This window comes from Stenotrophomonas sp. SKA14 (genome assembly GCF_000158575.1).
Classification (GTDB): Bacteria; Pseudomonadota; Gammaproteobacteria; order Xanthomonadales; family Xanthomonadaceae; genus Stenotrophomonas; species Stenotrophomonas forensis.
The window spans coordinates 926,325-944,121 of the sequence record NZ_DS999412.1 but is presented as its reverse complement, the minus strand read 5'-3'; the positions used below and the strand labels follow the sequence as shown (position 1 = coordinate 944,121).

Here is a 17,797-nt window from a genome sequence, read left to right as displayed (position 1 = left end):
CCTCACGGGACGTTGCCTGAACCCGAGTATCGCCGATCCACGCGGGCGCTGACGTGACAGGTGGCCGCCGTGCGAAGATGCCAGGCGCTTCCCCCAATGCCCCCACTGGAGTGAGTCGATGAGTCGTGAGCGCGTCCCCCACCTGGTCGTTGTCGGCGGTGGTTTTGCCGGTCTCTGGGCCACCCGTGCCCTGGCCCGCGAGCGCATACGCATCACCCTGGTCGACCGCCGCAACCATCATCTGTTCCAGCCGCTGCTGTACCAGGTGGCCACCGCCGGCCTGTCCGCGCCGGACATCGCTGCACCGCTGCGCCATATCCTTGGCCACCAGCGCAATGTGGAAGTCCGCCTCGGCGAAGTAGTCGCCATCGACAAGCAGGCCCGGCAGATCCGCATGGCCGATGGCAGCACGCTGGACTACGACAGCCTGCTGCTGGCCACCGGCGCCACCCACGCCTACTTCGGCAATGACCAATGGGCCGATGATGCGCCCGGCCTGAAAACCCTGGACGATGCCATCGCCCTGCGCCGTAAACTGCTGCTGGCGTTCGAACGTGCCGAGGCCGAACCGGACCCGGCGAAGAAGGCGGCCTGGCTGAGTTTCGCCATCGTCGGCGGTGGCCCCACCGGTGTCGAACTGGCCGGCACGCTGGCCGAAATTGCACGGCACACGCTGCGCAACGAATTCCGCCACATCGACCCGGCCAGCGCCAAGGTGCGGTTGGTCGAGGCGGGCCCGCGCGTGCTGTCCTCGTTCCCCGAAGTGCTTTCGCTGAAAGCACGCCGGCAGCTGGAAAAACTCGGTGTGGAAGTACTGACCGGCACACCGGTGAGCGACATCGACAGCCAGGGCTTCAAGCTGGGCGAGCAGTTCGTGCCGGCCCGCACCGTAGTCTGGGCCGCCGGCGTGGCCGCCTCACCACTGGCGCGCACGCTGGACGTGCCGCTGGACCGCGCCGGCCGCGTGCAGGTGCAGCCGGACCTGACCCTGCCCGATCATCCGGAACTGTTTGTGGCCGGTGACCTGGCCGCACTGAACCAGGCCAATGGCAAGCCGGTGCCCGGCGTGGCGCCTGCCGCCAAGCAGATGGGCAAGTACGTGGCCGAGGTGATCCGCGCGCGCCTGCACGGCAAGCCCGCGCCCGGTCCGTTCAAGTACGCCGACTACGGCAACCTGGCCACCATCGGCCGCATGGCAGCGATCGTGCATCTGGGCCGCCTGCAGCTGTCGGGCATCCTGGCCTGGTGGTTCTGGCTGGCCGCGCACGTGTTCTTCCTGATCGGCTTCCGCAACCGCATCGTGGTGCTGCTGAACTGGGCAGTCGCGTACTGGAGCTACCAGCGCAGCGCGCGCATCATCTTCGGTGATGATCAGGAAGACCGACGGCCAAGGCGCTAGGGCCGCACGCATGTTCCTGTGGAGCCGAGCCATGCTCGGCTGCACTTCGCGCGGAGTGTAGAAGCCGAGCGTAGGCTCGGCTCTACTGTGCCTTCGGCTTCGGGTACCAAAGTGCGTTGACGATGACCCAGCGCTGGTCGAAGCGCCCCATGTGGAAGTAATCGACGAACCACGGGGTTTCCAGCCGCACCGAGGCCGCGTTGCCGGTCACGTCCAGCACCGTGCAGCGGCGGTCCCATTGATCCTTCGGGGTCTTCAGCGCGCCCTGCTTCGTCAGCGAGACCAGTTCTTCCTTCGACATGCGACGCAGGCCCAGGCGTTCGTCGGGCGTGTCGCCGAGCACCGCACGCTTGGCCAGGTCCGGATGCAGGGAACGAGCGACGCGCTGCGGATCGGCTTCCAACTGGCCGTCGACGTAGTCGTGGCAGGTGGCTTCGATGGCCGCGATCGTGGCCGGGTCGGCGGCGGGACTCGATGATGCGGAGAGAGCGAACAGCAGGGCAATCGTGGACATCCGGGTCTCCAGCTCTGGGCGCGGGGCGATCATCGCATGGGCCGGGCAGCCCATCCACGCATGGCGTGGATCTTCTGTAGAGCCCAGCAGCAGCCGAGCGTAGGCTCTACAAAGGTGCCTGCAACCAGGCCAGCTTGCGTTCGCGCGGCTGCTGCTTGAGCTGCCATTCGGCGCGCGAGGCGGCGGCCCGGTCCGGGTACTCGCGCACGGCCAGCACGCGCAGCGGCGGCCGGGCCCGGGTGTAGCGCGCGCCCTTGCCGGCCTGATGGGCGGCGAAACGCGCGTCCACGTCGGTGCTGATGCCGGCGTAATAGCTGCCATCGCGGCATTCGAGCAGGTACAGGAACCACGGGCGGAGGGACGGGGCCATGGCCGGATTATGCCGTGCTGCACTGCAGCGGATATACTGGCGCCCGAATGCAGGAGAGAGGCGCCGCGCTGGCGCCCGCCGAAGGCGCAGGCTCCCATGATCGCTCAGGCCGGTGGGCTGGAATCCCACCAACCATGCATTCGACTCGCCGAGCTGGAGAGAGGTCACCGGGCACGCCCGGGACGATCCGCCGAAGGGGCACGCGGCCAACGCCGCTGAACTCTCAGGCAAAAGGACAGCGGGAGCGGCACCGGTCATCGTCATCCCGTCATTGCGCAGGCAGTGGCGGTAGTCGCGCATGGCCGGCCCCACCGCGCCCGGAGCCTGCCCCATGCTGTTGTCCATCATCTACCTGATCGCCATTTCCGCCGAAGCCATGACCGGCGCGCTGTCTGCCGGCCGCCGCCGCATGGACCTGTTCGGCGTGGTCATGATCGCCTGCGTCACTGCCCTCGGCGGCGGTTCGCTGCGCGACATCCTGCTTGGCCACTACCCGCTGGGCTGGGTGAAGCATCCCGAGTATCTCGGCTTCACCGTGTGCGCGGCGCTGATCGCCACCTGGGTGGCGCGCTGGATGCACCACTTCCGCCGCACCTTCCTGGTGCTCGACGGGCTGGGCCTGATCGCCTTCACCCTGATCGGCTGCTCGATCGCGCGCGAGGCCGGCCACGCAACGCCCATTGTGCTGATCGCCGGCATGCTGACCGGTGCCTTCGGCGGCGTGCTGCGCGACATCCTCTGCAACGAGGTGCCGCTGATCTTCCAGAAGGAGCTGTACGCGATCATTTCGTTGCTGACCGGCGCGGTGTACCTGTTGCTGCTGCATTGGGGCGTGGCCGACGCGACCGCGATCCTGTGCTGCCTCGGCGGCGGTTTCGCGCTGCGCCTGCTGGCGATCCACTACCGCTGGGAAATGCCGAAGTTCGTGTACCACGACGAGGTGCATTGAGGTCTGCGTTCGGCGCCCGCGCTTCGCGCGATGGTCGAGCATGGCTCGACGCTGCAAAGGGCGGCATCCACGCAGGGCGTGGATCTACTGCATCAAACGCATCGCGGGCGGCTCCACACCACCCCGGCGATGTACCTGGCGCTGTCGCTCATGCGCAGCGCCAGGCGCATCGCCGGTGCAGATGGGCCGGTCTCCAACTCCGACCGGCCCTGATCGCGGCCGCACCCCCGCAGGCGCTGGCCGCCATCCACACACGTGCCGCACTCAAGCGGCTTCCATCAGGCTGCTTCGGACACCTTCAATTCACGACGGGCGCGCACGGCCGCAGCCAGTCGCTCCAGCACCGTCACGGTGGTATCCCAGTCGATGCAGCCATCGGTGATGCTCTGCCCGTAGACCAGCGGCTGGCCTTCCACCAGTTCCTGGCGGCCACCGACCAGATGGCTCTCGATCATCACGCCAACGATGCGCTGTTCGCCGTCTTCCAGCTGAACGGCGATGTCGTCGATCACCTTCGGCTGGTTGTCCGGGTTCTTCAGGCTGTTGGCGTGGCTGGCGTCGATCATCAGGCGGGTCGGCAGCTTGGCCTTGGCCAGCGCCTGGCAGGCCTCGGCGACGCTGCCTGCGTCGTAGTTCGGCTGCTTGCCGCCGCGCAGGATCACATGGCAATCCGGATTGCCGGTGGTCGAGACAATGGCGGTGCCGCCCTGCTTGGTGACCGACAGGAAGTGATGCGGATTGGAGGCCGCACCCACTGCGTCAGCAGCGATCTTGACGTTGCCATCGGTGCCGTTCTTGAAGCCGACCGGGCACGAAAGCCCCGAGGCCAGTTCGCGGTGCACCTGGCTTTCGGTCGTGCGCGCACCAATCGCACCCCAGGCCACCAGGTCGGCGATGTACTGCGGCGAGATCACATCGAGGAATTCGACACCGGCCGGCAGGCCGAGCTTGTTGATGTCGCGCAGCAGGCCGCGGGCGATGCGCAGGCCCTTGTCGATCCTGAAGCTGCCGTCCAGGTCGGGGTCGTTGATCAGGCCCTTCCAGCCCACCGTGGTACGCGGCTTCTCGAAGTACACGCGCATGACGATTTCCAGTTCGCCGGCCAGCGCATCGCGCAGTGGCTTCAGGCGCTGGGCGTACTCGATGGCAGCGTGCGGATCGTGGATCGAGCACGGGCCGACCACCACGGCCAGGCGATCGTCGCGGCCATGCAGGATCTGGTGCAGGGCCGCGCGCGAGGCGCTGACGGTGTCGGAAGCTTCATCGTCACACGGCAGCATCGCCAGCAGCTGGGCAGGCGGTGTCAGCGGTTCGATGGTGCGGATACGCAGGTCGTCGGTGTGCGGGGGCATTGCGGGGTTCTCCGGAACGTTGGGGGTCCCCAGCGTGGCGGCATGAAAAAAGCCGCCAGGTTCGCTGGCGGCTTTCGGGAATGCGTCTGAAGCTTTCTTCAGGGTGAGCGCAGTCCTTCCTCCGCCAGAGGCTTCGGAAAGTAATACCAGTAAAAGCGGGTGGCGGCTGCGTTCATGGGGTGTATTGATAGCACAGCTTTTGCGCAGTGCAAAATGTTTCATCCGCAACTGGGGACGCGGTTCAGCGAGGTGCGCGCCAGCGCTGCCTATGTGGCAGCAGCCACGCAGAGTCGCTCATTTGCCATGCACTTCCACATCCAGCAGCAGGCCTTCATGGATGTCGGCCCAGCGCTCCAGCACCCGACCCAGCTCATGCCTGGCCTCGTCCAGCTGCTCGGGGTTGAGCAGCGAGCGCGCGGTGTAGAGATCGGAGACCAGCCGCCGCAGCACCGCTTCGGGAATGGCCACCGACGGCCCCTCCTGTTCCGGCAGCTGCAACGCCGGGGTTTCACCCAGAGGGCCGAACAGCGTGACCTGGAGCGTGCTCTGCATGATCAACTTCCCTGCGGACGGACATGGGCAATGCACTGTTTACCGTGTCTGGGTGACAGGCGCATGTGCCATGCCCGCTTGAATGGCCCGGGGCTGCCGGTCAGCGGCCGGCGCTACCGCAGCGAGCGCGATGCGCGTTTGCGGATGTAGGCGTTGGCGTCGCTGGGGTGCTCGCGCTGCCAGCGCACGCACAGGTCACGCAGCCACTGAGGCTGCGTCTTGCCCGCATCGTTGAGCCAGTTGCCGACGGAATCCTGCACATAGCGTTCGGGGTCGTCGGCCAGTGCCTCCAGCAGCGGCAATGCCTGTTGCGGATGCTGCTTGAACAGCGCGACATGCGTGGCCCACACGCCGCGCGGACGCAGTGCTTCGCAGGCGAACCGGCGCAGGTACGGCGATGCTTCCTGTGTCCACGGTAGCAGGTACTCAAGCGCCTGCAGCGGCGCGGTAACGATATCGGCGCGCAGCGCCAGCCACGCCCATTCGCGCACACCGAAGTGCGGGTCATCGGCCAGCGTGCGCATCTGCTGCAGCTTCTCTGCCAACGTCGCGCGGGCATTGCTGCCGATCAGGTAGCAGGCCCAGCCGCGCACGGTATCGGAGTTGTGATGCCGCCAGAGCGCAGGCGCGCCCTGCCCCGCCTCACGCAGCAGTTGCGCGGCCAGGGCCATGCGCTGGGTGATGCCCTTGCCTGCAGCGTCGCACATGCGCTGCAGCGCTGCCGGTTCAAGCGACGGCGCCACGCACCGCAGCAACTCACCAAAGTCCACCGCCAGGCACTCGGCCAGATGAGTCGTCGCAACGCGGCCGCTGTTGAGCGCGCGCAGGCGTTGCGTGGTCATCGCGCTCATGCCCTGCTCCCGCGCCCGGCGTCGGTGTGCAGCCAGACCTTGTGCAGCAGCTGCGAAAGCTGCTGCTGCTCGGACGCCTCCAGGCCATCGAACAGGCCACCGATCCACTGCGTGTGCCGTTCGAACAGGGTTTCCGCCAGGCGCGTGCCCTTTGCGGTCAGTACGATCTGCAGGCGGCGGCCATCCCCGGCATCACTGCGACGCCGGAGCAGGCCTTCGCGCTGCAGGCCATCAAGCAGGCCGCTGATGGTGGCGCGGGTGACCCCCGCGCGCTCGGCCAGCACATGCGGCGGCAGCGTGCCACCCGCTCCATGCAGCAGGAACAGCACGATGAAGCGCCCTTCGCTGAGTCCATGCGGGGCCAACCGGGTGGCGCAGTCGTGGTCGATCGACGTCGAGAGTGACAGCAGCTGGAAGCACAGGCGCAGCTGCGCAACGTTGCTGAGGCCGCGGCGCTGCGCTTCGTCCAGCAAGGCACCATGCTTGGCTTCGAACACGCCTCAAACTCAAATAATTAGGCGCCTAATCATAAATCGAATGGATGGCATCGGGTCAAGCCGCCTGCCAAGCCGCCAGCGACGCCAGAGCGTTTACGCGACCTTGGCGGTCGGCCCCCTATAAGAACCACATCAGTCTTTTTCTGGATCCCAGCATGACCCCTTCGCAAGCGGAAACCATTGCCAGCGCCGTTTTGCAGCCGGACGACCGGCGCGCCGAGATCGCCGCGCGCCAGCAGGAAGAGCTGCAGCAGCTGCAGCGGCAGCGCAGGGCGGCCGCCATCGGCTTGGTGGGCATGGCTGCAGGGGCGTTGATCGCCTACCAGTCGGGCCTGCCCTGGGTGAAGGGGCTGCTGTATGGCGGCGTGCCGACGTTCTTCATCGCCAAGGTGTGGTTGGATCGGCGCGCGTTGCGCGGTTGAGGTCGCAGGTGGTTCATCCACGCATGGCGTGGATCTACTGCGGGATACGTTGCGCCATTGATGATGCCTCGGGTTCATCCACGCGTGGCGTGGATCCACCGGCACAAAAAAAAACCCCGCCTTGCGGCGGGGTTCTTCATTGCTTCGGGAATGCGTGGACTTAGAAGTCCATGCCGCCCATGCCACCCATGCCGCCCATGCCACCGGCGCCACCCATGGCCGGCTCGTCCTTCTTCGGAGCTTCGGCAACCATGGCTTCGGTGGTGATCATCAGGCCAGCGATCGAGGCAGCGTTCTGCAGCGCCGAACGGGTCACCTTGGTCGGGTCCAGGATGCCGAACTGCAGCATGTCGCCGAACTCGCCGGTGGCGGCGTTGTAGCCGAAGCTGCCAGTGCCTTCCTTGACCTTGTTGATGATGACCGACGGTTCTTCACCGGCGTTGGCGACGATTTCGCGCAGCGGGGCTTCCATCGCACGCAGGGCGATCTGGATGCCGTGGTTCTGGTCTTCGTTGGCGCCCTTCAGGCCAGCCAGCGAGGTGACCGCACGGACCAGGGCAACGCCGCCGCCCGGGACCACGCCTTCTTCAACGGCTGCACGGGTGGCGTGCAGGGCGTCGTCGACGCGATCCTTCTTTTCCTTCATTTCGATTTCGGTCGAGGCACCGACCTTGATCACGGCAACGCCGCCGGCCAGCTTGGCCACGCGTTCCTGCAGCTTCTCGCGATCGTAGTCGGAGGAGGTGTCCTGGATCTGGGTCTTGATCTGGCCGACGCGTGCGTCGACGGCAGCCTTGTCACCCACGCCATCGATGATGGTGGTGTTTTCCTTGGAAACCTGCACCTTCTTGGCGCGGCCCAGGTCCTTGATGGTGGCCTTTTCCAGCGACAGGCCCACTTCTTCGGAGATCACGGTGCCGCCGGTCAGCACGGCCATGTCTTCCAGCATCGCCTTGCGACGGTCGCCGAAGCCCGGAGCCTTGACGGCCACGACCTTGACGATGCCACGGATGGTGTTGACCACCAGGGTCGCCAGCGCTTCGCCTTCGACTTCTTCGGCAACGATCAGCAGCGGCTTGCCGGCCTTGGCGACGCCTTCCAGCACCGGCAGCAGGTCACGCACGTTGGAGATCTTCTTGTCGTGCAGCAGGATGAACGGGTCATCCAGGTCAGCGGTCTGCGACTGCTGGTTGTTGATGAAGTACGGGGACAGGTAGCCGCGGTCGAACTGCATGCCCTTGACCACGTCCAGCTCGTTGTCCAGGCCCGAGCCTTCTTCAACGGTGATCACGCCTTCCTTGCCGACTTCCTTCATCGCGTCAGCGATGATCTGGCCGATCGACTCGTCCGAGTTGGCCGAGATGGTACCGACCTGGGCGATCGCCTTGTCGTCGGCGGTCGGCTTGGAGATGTTCTTCAGCTCGGCAACGGCGGCCACGACGGCCTTGTCGATACCACGCTTGAGGTCCATCGGGTTCATGCCGGCGGCAACAGCCTTGGCACCTTCGCGGATCAGGGCCTGGGCCAGCACGGTGGCGGTGGTGGTGCCGTCGCCCGCGTCGTCGTTGGTGCGCGAAGCAACTTCCTTCACCATCTGCGCGCCCATGTTCTCGAACTTGTCAGCCAGTTCGATTTCCTTGGCGACGGAGACGCCGTCCTTGGTGATGGTCGGAGCGCCGAAGCTCTTTTCCAGCACGACGTTGCGGCCCTTCGGGCCCAGGGTGGCCTTGACGGCATTGGCGAGAACGTTGACGCCGCGCACCATGCGCGAACGGGCGTCTTCACCGAAACGAATATCCTTGGCAGCCATTGCGATTACCTCGATGTTTGCGCCGGGCCGGGCCCGGCGACGAAAGGGGATGTCTTACAGGAAAGCAGGTCGCGCCGAGGCTCAGCCGATGACGGCGAGCACGTCGTCTTCGCGCAGGACCTTGTACTCGACGCCTTCGCTCTTGTACGAGCTGCCGGCGTACTGGCCGTAGATGACCTTGTCGCCGACCTTCAGCGACGGCGCGCGCACGCTGCCGTTGTCCAGCGGCTTGCCCGGGCCGACGGCCACGACTTCACCCTTGGTGGACTTTTCCTTGGCCGAATCCGGAATGACGATGCCACCGGCGGAGATTTCGTCGGCTTCGATCGGCTTGACCACAACGCGGTCGTGCAGCGGCTTGATGCTCATGAGAGACCTCTTAAGTTATTGATTGGTCTGAAAAAGTCTGGCGATGTTAGCACTCACCCCAGGTGACTGCCAGCATTGCTCGCGAAAAAGCCCGATGAATCGGGAGCAGGACAGAGATGGAGCTGGCCCAGGGCCTTTCAAGGCCGCCTCCGGAAAAAATTTCATCGCGCCGGAGCCGGACATCCACGTCCGCGTGAATACCGCGCGTCGCGTGCGGTGCGGCATCCCCCACGGGGGAATCCTCGACATTTGGTGATACGCGTCGCACTGTCAGATATCTGACGTTCATTTACGACAAAGTGTCACTGGATCGGCCTTAGGCTCGGCCGCGCATTCCCAATCACAAGGAGTAGTCGATGCGATTGCTGTCCCCGCTTGCCGCCGCCTGCCTGCTGGCGCTGGCCGCCGCGCCGGCCCAGGCCGAGGTCTTCATCAACGAACTGCACTACGACGACAGCACCCCGGCCGGTGACGTCGGCGAAGCGATCGAGGTCGTCGCCACCGCCGGTGAGGACCTGTCCGGCTACCGCCTGTACCTGTACAACGGCGCCAACGCCTCGGCCGCCGTGGTCTACGCCAACAACCCGGTGCCGGCCGGCACCGCCGCCGGCTGCGGCAGCGCCACCATCGCGGTGGTCAATTACCCGACCAACGGCCTCCAGAACGGCCCGAACGACGGCATCGCCCTGGTCGATGCCAGCGGCAAGGTGGTCCAGTTCCTCAGCTACGAGGGCGCCATCACCGCTTCCGGTGGCCCCGCTGCCGGGATGACCAGCCAGAACATCCCGGTGGCCGAGACCAACAGCACGGCGCCGGGCACCTCGCTGCAGCTGACCGGCAGCGGCAGCCAGTACGCGCACTTCACCTGGGCCGAGTCGGCCAGACAGACATTCGGCAGCTGCAACAACGGCCAGACCTTCAGCGGCGGTGGCACGCCGGGCCCGAACACGCCGCCGTCGGTGTCCACCACCACGCCGGCGCAGGGCAGCACCACCTTCCCGGCCGCCGCCGATCTGGAAGTGGTGTTCAGCGAGACGGTGAACCTGGCCAGCGGCGCCTTCGCCCTGAGCTGCGGCACCTCCGGCAGCGTTCCGCTGACCTTCCCGGCCAGCGGCCGCAGCGTGAAGCTGTCCACCAACACCGCGCTGGTGGCCGGTGAAGCCTGCCGCTTCGACATCCGCGCCGCGCGCATCACCGACCTGCAGGGCGCGCACCCGGCTGCCGACAGCCGCATCGCCTTCACCGTGGCCAGCACCGGCGGCAATCCCGACCCGGGCAATCCGGGCGTGCCGGCCGGCTACTACTCGAAGGTGAACACCTCCAGCCCCAGCCAGCTGCGCTGCTCGCTGCATGCCACCATCAAGGGCCATACCGCGTACCCGTACGGCGGCTCGGGCACCAGCACCTGGACCATCCTGGAGATCGCTGACGAGGATCCGAACAACAGCGGCAGGATCCTGGATGCCTACCGCAACCGCAGCTACGCCAAGGTGACCGATCGCGCCGGCAGTGGCAGTGGCCTGAAGTACAACCGCGAGCACACCTGGCCGAACTCGCTGGGCTTTGCCAGCACCACCGGTGACAAGGGCCTGCCGTACGCGCCCTACACCGACACCCACATGCTGTACCTGACCGATGCGCAGTGGAATGCCGACCGTGGCAACAAGCCGTTCGCCAAGTGCGACGCCAACTGCGGCGAGCGCGCCACCGAGGCCAACAACGGCCAGGGCGGCGGCAGCGGCGGCTACCCGGGCAACTCCAACTGGGTGCGCACGCCGGACGGCAACGCCGGCACCTTCGAAGTGTGGGGCAAGCGCAAGGGCGACATGGCGCGTGCGGTGATGTACATGGCGATCCGCTACGAGGGCGGCAAGGATGCGGCCACCGGCCAGTCCGAGCCGGACCTGGAGCTGACCGACGACCGCAGCAAGATCGTCAAGACCAGCAGCTCGCCAGCCTACATGGGCCTGCTGTCGACGCTGATCGATTGGCACCTGTCCGACCCGCCGGATGATGCCGAGCGCTCGCGCAATGACGTGATCTACTCGTTCCAGGGCAACCGCAACCCGTTCATCGACCACCCCGAGTGGGCCACCCCGGCCCTGTTCACCTCGGCCAAGCCGGCCACCTGCCAGCTGGCCAACTGACCGCGCAACGCTGCGGTGCATTGCCGCCGCCGGGCCCTGACCCGGCGGCGGCCCTATACTCGACGGTCATGTCGACCGTCGATCCCGTCCTGCTGCTGTTGACCACCTGCCCGGACCGGGCCAGTGCCGAGCGCATCGCGCACGCGCTGGTCGGCGAGCGCCTGGCCGCGTGCGTGACCCGCCTCGATGGCGCGCAGTCGACCTACCGCTGGCAGGGCGAGGTGACCACCGACAGTGAGCTGCAGCTGCTGGTGAAAACCACCGCGAGCCGCGTCGATGATGCGATTGCCCGGATCGTCGAACTGCATCCGTATGAACTCCCGGAGTGCATCGCGGTCGAAACCCGGGCCGGCCTGCCGGCGTATCTGGACTGGATCCGGGCACATACCCGGGAGGACACTGATTGAAGACTCTGTTTGCGCGTGGCGCCGCCTTGTGCGCCCTGTTGTGGCTCTCGTTGCCGGCCTTCGCGCTGGATGAGAAGGACCTGCTGCCGGTGGACCAGGCGTTCGCACTGACCGCGAGCGCCCCCGAACGTGGCCAGCTGCAGCTGCAGTTCAAGATCGCGCCGGGCTATTACCTCTATCGCCACCGCACCAGCGTCAAGGCGGACCCCGCGTTCAATGCCGGCGCGCTGCAGATGCCCAAGGGCGACAGGCACCACGACGATTTCTTCGGCGAGGTCGAGACCTATCGCGAGCGCCTGCAGGCCACCCTGCCCGGCACCCCCACCGATGCGGCCGGCACCATCAGCGTGGAAGTGCGTTACCAGGGTTGCGCCGATGCCGGCGTCTGCTACCCGCCGCAGAAGCGCGTGGTGCAGGTCACCCTGCCGGGCGGCGGTGCGCCGGCTGCGGCACCTGCGGCACGAACCAGTGCGGGCAATCCGTTCAACAATCCGCTGGCCGGTGCCGGCAGCACGGGCGGCCTGCGCCTGCCGGGTGCGGCCAGCAGCAGCCAGGCGCTGCCGCTGCCGTCGGAACAGGCCTTCGGCTTCGATGCCATCGCCAGCGATGGCAACACCCTGCTGCTGCGCTTCAGCCCGGCACCGGGCTACTACCTGTATCGCGACCGCACCTCGCTGAAGCTGGAAGGCAGCGCCGGCGTGCTGGCCGACACGCCGCGTTGGCCGGCCGCGCAGTCGCATCGCGATGAACATTTCGGCGATGTCTCGGTGTACTTCAACCAGGTGGAAGTGCCGCTGCCGCTGCGCCGTACCGTCACCGAGGCGGTCGACAGCACCCTGGTGGTGACCTTCCAGGGCTGCCAGACCGATGGCATCTGCTACCCGCCGATGACGCGCCGGGTGAAGCTGTCGATTCCGGCCGGCAAGGCCAACGCCAGCGCCGACCAGGCACCGCCGCGCAACGAGGTGATCAGCCCGCTGGCCGCTGGCAACGGCGCACCGCGCGAAGCGGCCAGCGGCGCACCGCTGCGCCTGCTGCCGACCGTGCCCAACGACGGAGCCACCCGCCCGGCCACTGCAGGCGCTGAGGGCGCAGGCAATGAATTCGCCACCGATGCGCAGGGTGACAATGCGCTGCGCACACGCCCGCCGGTGACCACGCCGAACCCGGACCGTTCATTCGTGTGGGTGCTGTTGCTGGCGCTGGCCGGCGGCCTGGTGCTGAACCTGATGCCGTGCGTGCTGCCGATCCTGTCGCTGAAGGTGCTGAGCCTGGCACAGAGTGGCGAAAGCCCGCAGCGCGCGCGCAGCCATGCGCTCTGGTACACGCTGGGCGTGCTGGTCGCGTTCGCGGTGATCGGCGCGCTGATGGTGGGCCTGCGCGCGATCGGCAACGCGGTCGGTATCGGCTTCCAGCTGCAGCATCCGGGCGTGGTGGCGGCGCTGGCCTACATCATGTTCGCGGTGGGCCTGAGCCTGTCCGGCGTGTTCACCCTGGGCGGCGGCATCGGCAACCTCGGCCAGTCGCTGGCCAGCCGCAGCGGCCCGGCCGGTGATTTCTTCACCGGTGCGCTGGCCTGCGTGGTCGGCAGCGCCTGCGTTGGCCCGTTCATGGGCGGTGCCATTGCCTACGCCTTCATTGCCCCGCCGCTGAAGGCGATGACCGTGTTCCTGTTCCTCGGCCTGGGCCTGGCGCTGCCGTTCCTGCTGATCGGCTTCGTGCCGGCACTGGCGCGCCGCCTGCCCAAGCCGGGCCCGTGGATGGAAACGCTCAAGCACGTGCTGGCCTTCCCGATGTACGCCACCGCACTGTGGTTGCTGTGGGTGCTGGGCAAGCAGCGTGGCGTGGACGGCATGGCGCTGGTGCTGGGCGGCCTGCTGCTGCTCGCCTTCGGCCTGTGGCTGTTCGAGCGCAACCGCTGGACCGGCTCGCGCGCGGTGACACTGCTGGGCGTGCTGCTGGCCATCGGCGCACTGGTGCCGGCCTGGGGCGTAACCCAGCTGGCAGCACCGACGCGTGCCGCACAGGCGGCCAGCGAGAACGTGGTCGAGTATTCGCCGCAGCTGCTGGACCGCCTGCGCGCCGACAACCGCGTGGTGTTCGTCAACATGACCGCCGACTGGTGCGTGAGCTGCAAGGCCAATGAGCGCGCGGTGCTGTCGCGACCGGAGTTCAAGGACCTGCTCAAGCGCACCAACGCGGTGTACATGCGCGGCGACTACACCAACGTGGACCCGCAGATCACTTCGTTCCTGGAAGAGCACAAGGCGGTGGGCGTGCCGCTGTACGTGGTGTACGGCCCCGGCGCACCGCCGACCGTGCTGCCGACCCTGCTGACCCAGGCGGTGGTCGAGGAAGCGCTGCTGCGCACCGCACGATGAAGTGGCAACGGCCAGCGCTGCTGTGGACAGCGGTGCTGGCCGCCGGCCTGGGCCTGTGGGCCGGGCATCGACTGTCGCCGGGGCCGATGGCATCGGCTACATCACCGGCCGCTCCCGCCAAGCCTTCGCTGCAGGCGGGCGATCCGATGCCCGCGCTGTCGCTGCCCGACCTTGAAGGACGCGCACTGGATCTGCGCCAGCACTTTGCCGGCCGCCCGCTGCTGATCAACGTGTGGGCCAGTTGGTGCGCGCCCTGCGTGGAAGAAATGCCCGAACTGGCCCGTTTCGCCCGCCTCCAGGGCAGCGACGGCGTGCAGGTGCTGGGCCTGGCACTGGATACCCCGGAGGACGTGCGTGGTTTCCTGCAGCGGGTTCCGGTGGACTATCCGATCGTGATCGAGACCCCGGGCCCGCGCGATGCCAGCGTACAGCTGGGCAATGCGCAGGGCCTGCTGCCCTACAGCGTGCTGTTCGATGCGCAGGGGCGGATGGTCAAGGCGAAGCTGGGGCCGTTCGCCCACGGCGAGATCGACGGCTGGGTGAAGTGAGGGTTCGGCAGGGTTGCACCCTGCACCTGCGGTAGTGCCGGCCGCTGGCCGGCAACCTCGACAGCAAAAGCGGGCTTTCCGTGGGATGGCGGGGCGGTGTCGGAGTGCGGGGACGCCGTGAATCCCCCTCCGGGGTCCGGCCCAGCCGCTGGCGGCTGTGCGTTCGGGCGCTTGCGAAGCAGTGCTTCGCAAGCAAAGCGCCCTCACCCTTGGGGGCTTGGCCGCGGCATCCATGCCGCGGACACCCCGCACTCCGACACCGCCCCACTTCCGACAGATTCCGGCGGCTGTTGGAGATGAATCTCCATCGAAATCGAATATTTCGACAATTGAACGAAAAGCATCCACGCATGGCGTGGATCTACGGCAGGTCGCGAGAATCTGTCGAAGGCGGGGTGGGTCCGGTTGCGGGGGCGTGAGCGGCATGGATGCGGCGACCGAGCTTACATGGACGTACTTGCAGCGCCCCCCGCAACCGGACCCACCCCGCCAACCCACGGATAGCCCGCTTCTGCTTCGGCTGTTGCTTCTGAGGTTGCCGGCCAGCGGCCGGCACTACCGCGGGTGCCGGGCGCCGCCCGGCCGATAACCCCCTGCTTGACCGCAGCCAGGGGGCCACGGAGAATTCCGCGACTAATTCTCATTTGCTGTTGCGCAGGATGCGGGCGGCAGCCTTCCGGGCCCCTCTCCTTCGATGTTCAAGAACATCCTGTTCCAAGTGCACTGGCTGCTGGGCATCACTGCCGGTGCCGTCCTGGCCGTGATGGGCCTCAGTGGTGCCGTGCTGTCCTTCGAGGACGAACTGCTGCGTGCGGCCAACCCCGGTTTTGCGGCCATCGCCGAACACCACGCCGACAGCCAGCTTCCGCTCGCGCTCAGCGAGCTGATGCCACGGCTGCAGGCCGGCAGCGAACGCCCGCTGCAACGCCTGCGGATCGACGCAACCGGGCAACGACCGTCGGTCGCGCGCTTTGCCGGCGGCAAGCAGCATTGGGTGTTTTTCGACCCATACAGCGGTGAGCGCTTCAGTGCCCTGCGCGGGCAGGCGTTCTTCGATTTCGTCGAAGACCTGCATCGCCATCTCGCTGCCGGCGAACGCGGCAAGTGGATCACCGGCAGCTGTGCGATCGCGCTGCTGTTCTTCACCCTGTCCGGGCTCTACCTGCGCTGGCCACGGCGCTGGTGGCACTGGCGCAGCTGGCTGGCGGTGGAGTGGAAACGCAGCGGCCGCGGTTTCCTGTGGAGCCTGCATTCGGTGGTCGGCACCTGGGTGCTGCTGATCTACCTGATGAGCGCGCTGACCGGCCTGTGGTGGTCATTCGACTGGTACCGCAGCGCGGCCAACAACGTGTTGGGCGTCGCGCCGGCGGCCAAGCACACGGTGGACACCGAGGCGATGCTGGACCTGCAACGCGTCGAAACCACGCTGTATGCCTTGCCCGGCGTGCGCGCCGGTTTCATCGACCTGCGCTTGCCGGAAAAACCGGGCCAGGCGCTCAACGTGCGGGTGATGGCCGGTGATCCAGCGCAGCGTGGTGGTCACCATGATCGCGCGCACGATCTGCTGCAGCTGGACCCGGCCAGTGGCGCGGTGCTCGATTCCCGCCCCTACGATCGCCAGGGCGCGGGCGGCCAGCTGGCCACCAGCGTGTTCGCGCTGCACTCGGGCAGCTACTTCGGCCTGCCCGGGCGTGTGGTGGTGATGCTCAGCAGCCTGGGCATGAGCCTGTTCTTCATCACCGGCTGGATGCTGTACCTGGATCGCCGCCGCAGCCAGCGCGCGGCACGCGGGCTGCGCCAATCGCTGCCGATGCCGGCCGCCACCGAAGGCCATGGCGCGCCGTGGCTGGTGGTGCATGCCAGCCAGAGCGGCCTGGCCGAACAGCTTGCATGGCGTGCGGCCGCGCAGCTGCAGGCGGCCGGTTACGCGGTACAGGTGCTGCCGTTGTCGCGCATCGATGCCGCGAAGCTGCAGGCCACCTCGCAGGCCCTGCTCGTGTTGAGCACCTTCGGCGACGGTGAACCGCCGGATGCAGCACGACGCGCGGCACGCCTGCTGCTCGCGCAGGCACCGCACCTGTCGGGGCTGCAGTTCGGCCTGCTCGCGCTGGGGGATCGCCAGTATCCGCACTTCTGCGGCTTCGGTCGCCAGGTCGATGGCTGGCTGACCGGCAATGGTGCACGTGCGCTGTTCGCGCGCATCGATGTCGATGCCGCCTCGGTGCCAGCCCTGCGCCAGTGGCAGCTGCAGCTGGGCGCGCTGACCGGCATCGCCACCGATGACAGTGTGCTGCCGTCGGCGACGCGGATGCACGACTGGCGCCTGCTCGGCCGCGACCGCCTCAATCCGGGCAGCGTCGGCGGCGCGATCTGGCGCATCCGTCTTGCCGCACCGGCCGATGTGCAGTGGCAGGCCGGTGACATCCTGCATATCGCGCCCCGCCACAACGCGCGGCATGCGGGTGCCGTGCTGAAGGCGCATGGACTGGATCCGCTGCAGCCGCTGCTGGTTGACGGCGCGCCGCGCACGCTGCTGGCGCTGGCCAGCGAACGCGAGCTGCCGGAGGCCGATGCCGCGTTGCCCGTGCAGGATGCCTGCCTGTGGTTGTCCGGGCTGCCGATGCTGCCCGGCCGCGAGTACTCGATCGCCTCCGCCGCAAGCGACGGCGAGGTGGAGCTGGTGGTCAGGCTGGTGCATGACACCGCCGGTCGTGCCGGGCTGGGCTCGGGCTGGTTGTCGCTGCATGCGCCGATCGGCGCCAGCGTCGTGGCCCGCGTGCATCGCAATCCCGGTTTCCATCGAGTGCCTGCCGCGCCGATGGTGCTGGTCGGCAATGGCACCGGCATCGCCGGTCTGCGCAGTCTGCTGCGAGAGTCCGCGCATGCAGGCGAGCACGGGCACTGGCTGCTGTTTGGCGAGCGCCAGCGCGCGCACGACCTGCTGTTTGCCGACGAGATCGAGGCCTGGCAGGCGCAGGGCCATCTGGCGCGGGTGGACCTGGCGTTCTCGCGCGATGGCGGAGGTGGCTATGTGCAGGATCGCTTGCGTGCGGCCGCCGATGTGCTGCGCGACTGGATGCAGCGCGGCGCGGTGATCCACGTCTGTGGCTCGCTGCAGGGCATGGCCGAAGGCGTGGACCAGGTGCTGCGCGCTGCACTGGGCGATGACGCGGTGGAAACGCTGCTGGAGAACGGGCGCTACCGCCGCGACGTGTACTGAGTCACAGGA

The 17,797-nt window shown here is 67.5% G+C and carries 16 protein-coding genes and 2 riboswitches; of the genes, 8 read left to right on the top strand and 8 right to left on the bottom strand.

Features of this window, described 5'->3' with window-relative positions; all coding sequences use genetic code 11:
• Nucleotides 1-118: 118 nt before the first annotated feature.
• The gene (locus SSKA14_RS04305; protein ID WP_008264780.1) at nucleotides 119-1,399 is read left to right on the top strand and encodes an NAD(P)/FAD-dependent oxidoreductase; all 1,281 of its coding nucleotides are present in this window, start codon (nucleotides 119-121) and stop codon (nucleotides 1,397-1,399) included.
• A gap of 82 nt (nucleotides 1,400-1,481) precedes the next feature.
• On the opposite strand, the gene SSKA14_RS04300 is transcribed toward SSKA14_RS04305, so the two are convergent.
• Together SSKA14_RS04300 and SSKA14_RS04295 are read right to left on the bottom strand one after the other, a co-directional pair.
• Complete coding sequence (locus tag SSKA14_RS04300) at nucleotides 1,482-1,913, bottom strand: nuclear transport factor 2 family protein (protein WP_040006992.1); 432 nt, start codon at nucleotides 1,911-1,913, stop codon at nucleotides 1,482-1,484.
• Nucleotides 1,914-2,019: 106 nt separating this feature from the next.
• Complete coding sequence (locus SSKA14_RS04295) at nucleotides 2,020-2,283, bottom strand: GIY-YIG nuclease family protein (protein ID WP_008265293.1); 264 nt, start codon at nucleotides 2,281-2,283, stop codon at nucleotides 2,020-2,022.
• A gap of 40 nt (nucleotides 2,284-2,323) precedes the next feature.
• Nucleotides 2,324-2,413, top strand: a riboswitch (glycine riboswitch).
• Nucleotides 2,414-2,426: 13 nt separating this feature from the next.
• Nucleotides 2,427-2,530: riboswitch (glycine riboswitch) on the top strand.
• Between the two features lie 84 nt (nucleotides 2,531-2,614).
• Here SSKA14_RS04295 and SSKA14_RS04290 point away from each other — a divergent pair.
• Complete coding sequence (locus tag SSKA14_RS04290) at nucleotides 2,615-3,232, top strand: trimeric intracellular cation channel family protein (RefSeq protein ID WP_008264836.1); 618 nt, start codon at nucleotides 2,615-2,617, stop codon at nucleotides 3,230-3,232.
• A gap of 278 nt (nucleotides 3,233-3,510) precedes the next feature.
• Here the strand turns inward: SSKA14_RS04290 and SSKA14_RS04280 are convergent, their stop codons facing one another.
• The 4 genes from SSKA14_RS04280 to SSKA14_RS04265 all read right to left on the bottom strand — a co-directional run bounded on the left by SSKA14_RS04280 (nucleotide 3,511) and on the right by SSKA14_RS04265 (nucleotide 6,484).
• Entirely contained in the window at nucleotides 3,511-4,584 is a 1,074-nt protein-coding gene (locus SSKA14_RS04280; protein WP_008264450.1) for a 3-deoxy-7-phosphoheptulonate synthase, read from the bottom strand.
• 294 nt (nucleotides 4,585-4,878) lie between these two features.
• Entirely contained in the window at nucleotides 4,879-5,136 is a 258-nt protein-coding gene (locus tag SSKA14_RS04275; RefSeq protein ID WP_008268371.1) for a hypothetical protein, read from the bottom strand.
• Between the two features lie 113 nt (nucleotides 5,137-5,249).
• Nucleotides 5,250-5,987, bottom strand: coding sequence for a DNA alkylation repair protein (locus SSKA14_RS04270; RefSeq protein ID WP_008266930.1), 738 nt, complete (start codon nucleotides 5,985-5,987; stop codon nucleotides 5,250-5,252).
• Nucleotides 5,984-6,484 carry a MarR family transcriptional regulator gene (locus SSKA14_RS04265; protein WP_008268533.1) on the bottom strand — a complete coding sequence of 167 codons (501 nt, stop codon included), beginning with the start codon at nucleotides 6,482-6,484 and terminating at the stop codon, nucleotides 5,984-5,986. Before SSKA14_RS04265 ends, SSKA14_RS04270 begins: the two co-directional genes overlap by 4 nt.
• 155 nt (nucleotides 6,485-6,639) lie before the next feature.
• Here SSKA14_RS04265 and SSKA14_RS04260 point away from each other — a divergent pair, with 155 nt between their 5' ends.
• A complete protein-coding gene (locus SSKA14_RS04260; RefSeq protein WP_008268252.1) occupies nucleotides 6,640-6,906 on the top strand; it encodes a hypothetical protein in 267 nt (88 codons plus the stop codon).
• Nucleotides 6,907-7,066: 160 nt separating this feature from the next.
• Here the strand turns inward: SSKA14_RS04260 and groL are convergent, their stop codons facing one another.
• A complete protein-coding gene (gene groL / locus SSKA14_RS04255) occupies nucleotides 7,067-8,716 on the bottom strand; it encodes a chaperonin GroEL (RefSeq protein ID WP_006473018.1) in 1,650 nt (549 codons plus the stop codon).
• Between the two features lie 81 nt (nucleotides 8,717-8,797).
• A complete protein-coding gene (locus SSKA14_RS04250) occupies nucleotides 8,798-9,085 on the bottom strand; it encodes a co-chaperone GroES (protein ID WP_006396661.1) in 288 nt (95 codons plus the stop codon).
• A gap of 356 nt (nucleotides 9,086-9,441) precedes the next feature.
• On the opposite strand from SSKA14_RS04250, the gene SSKA14_RS04245 reads away from it, so the two are divergent.
• From SSKA14_RS04245 to SSKA14_RS04225, 5 genes are all read left to right on the top strand, one after another.
• Entirely contained in the window at nucleotides 9,442-11,232 is a 1,791-nt protein-coding gene (locus tag SSKA14_RS04245) for an endonuclease (RefSeq protein WP_008267455.1), read from the top strand.
• Nucleotides 11,233-11,300: 68 nt separating this feature from the next.
• Nucleotides 11,301-11,639 carry a divalent-cation tolerance protein CutA gene (gene cutA / locus SSKA14_RS04240; protein WP_008265125.1) on the top strand — a complete coding sequence of 113 codons (339 nt, stop codon included), beginning with the start codon at nucleotides 11,301-11,303 and terminating at the stop codon, nucleotides 11,637-11,639.
• Nucleotides 11,636-14,020 carry a protein-disulfide reductase DsbD gene (locus tag SSKA14_RS04235; RefSeq protein WP_040006988.1) on the top strand — a complete coding sequence of 795 codons (2,385 nt, stop codon included), beginning with the start codon at nucleotides 11,636-11,638 and terminating at the stop codon, nucleotides 14,018-14,020. The genes cutA and SSKA14_RS04235 overlap by 4 nt, the downstream gene beginning before the upstream one ends.
• The gene (locus SSKA14_RS04230; RefSeq protein ID WP_008265102.1) at nucleotides 14,017-14,568 is read left to right on the top strand and encodes a TlpA disulfide reductase family protein; all 552 of its coding nucleotides are present in this window, start codon (nucleotides 14,017-14,019) and stop codon (nucleotides 14,566-14,568) included. Before SSKA14_RS04235 ends, SSKA14_RS04230 begins: the two co-directional genes overlap by 4 nt.
• 694 nt (nucleotides 14,569-15,262) lie before the next feature.
• A complete protein-coding gene (locus SSKA14_RS04225) occupies nucleotides 15,263-17,788 on the top strand; it encodes a sulfite reductase flavoprotein subunit alpha (RefSeq protein WP_008267166.1) in 2,526 nt (841 codons plus the stop codon).
• Nucleotides 17,789-17,797: the final 9 nt, after the last annotated feature.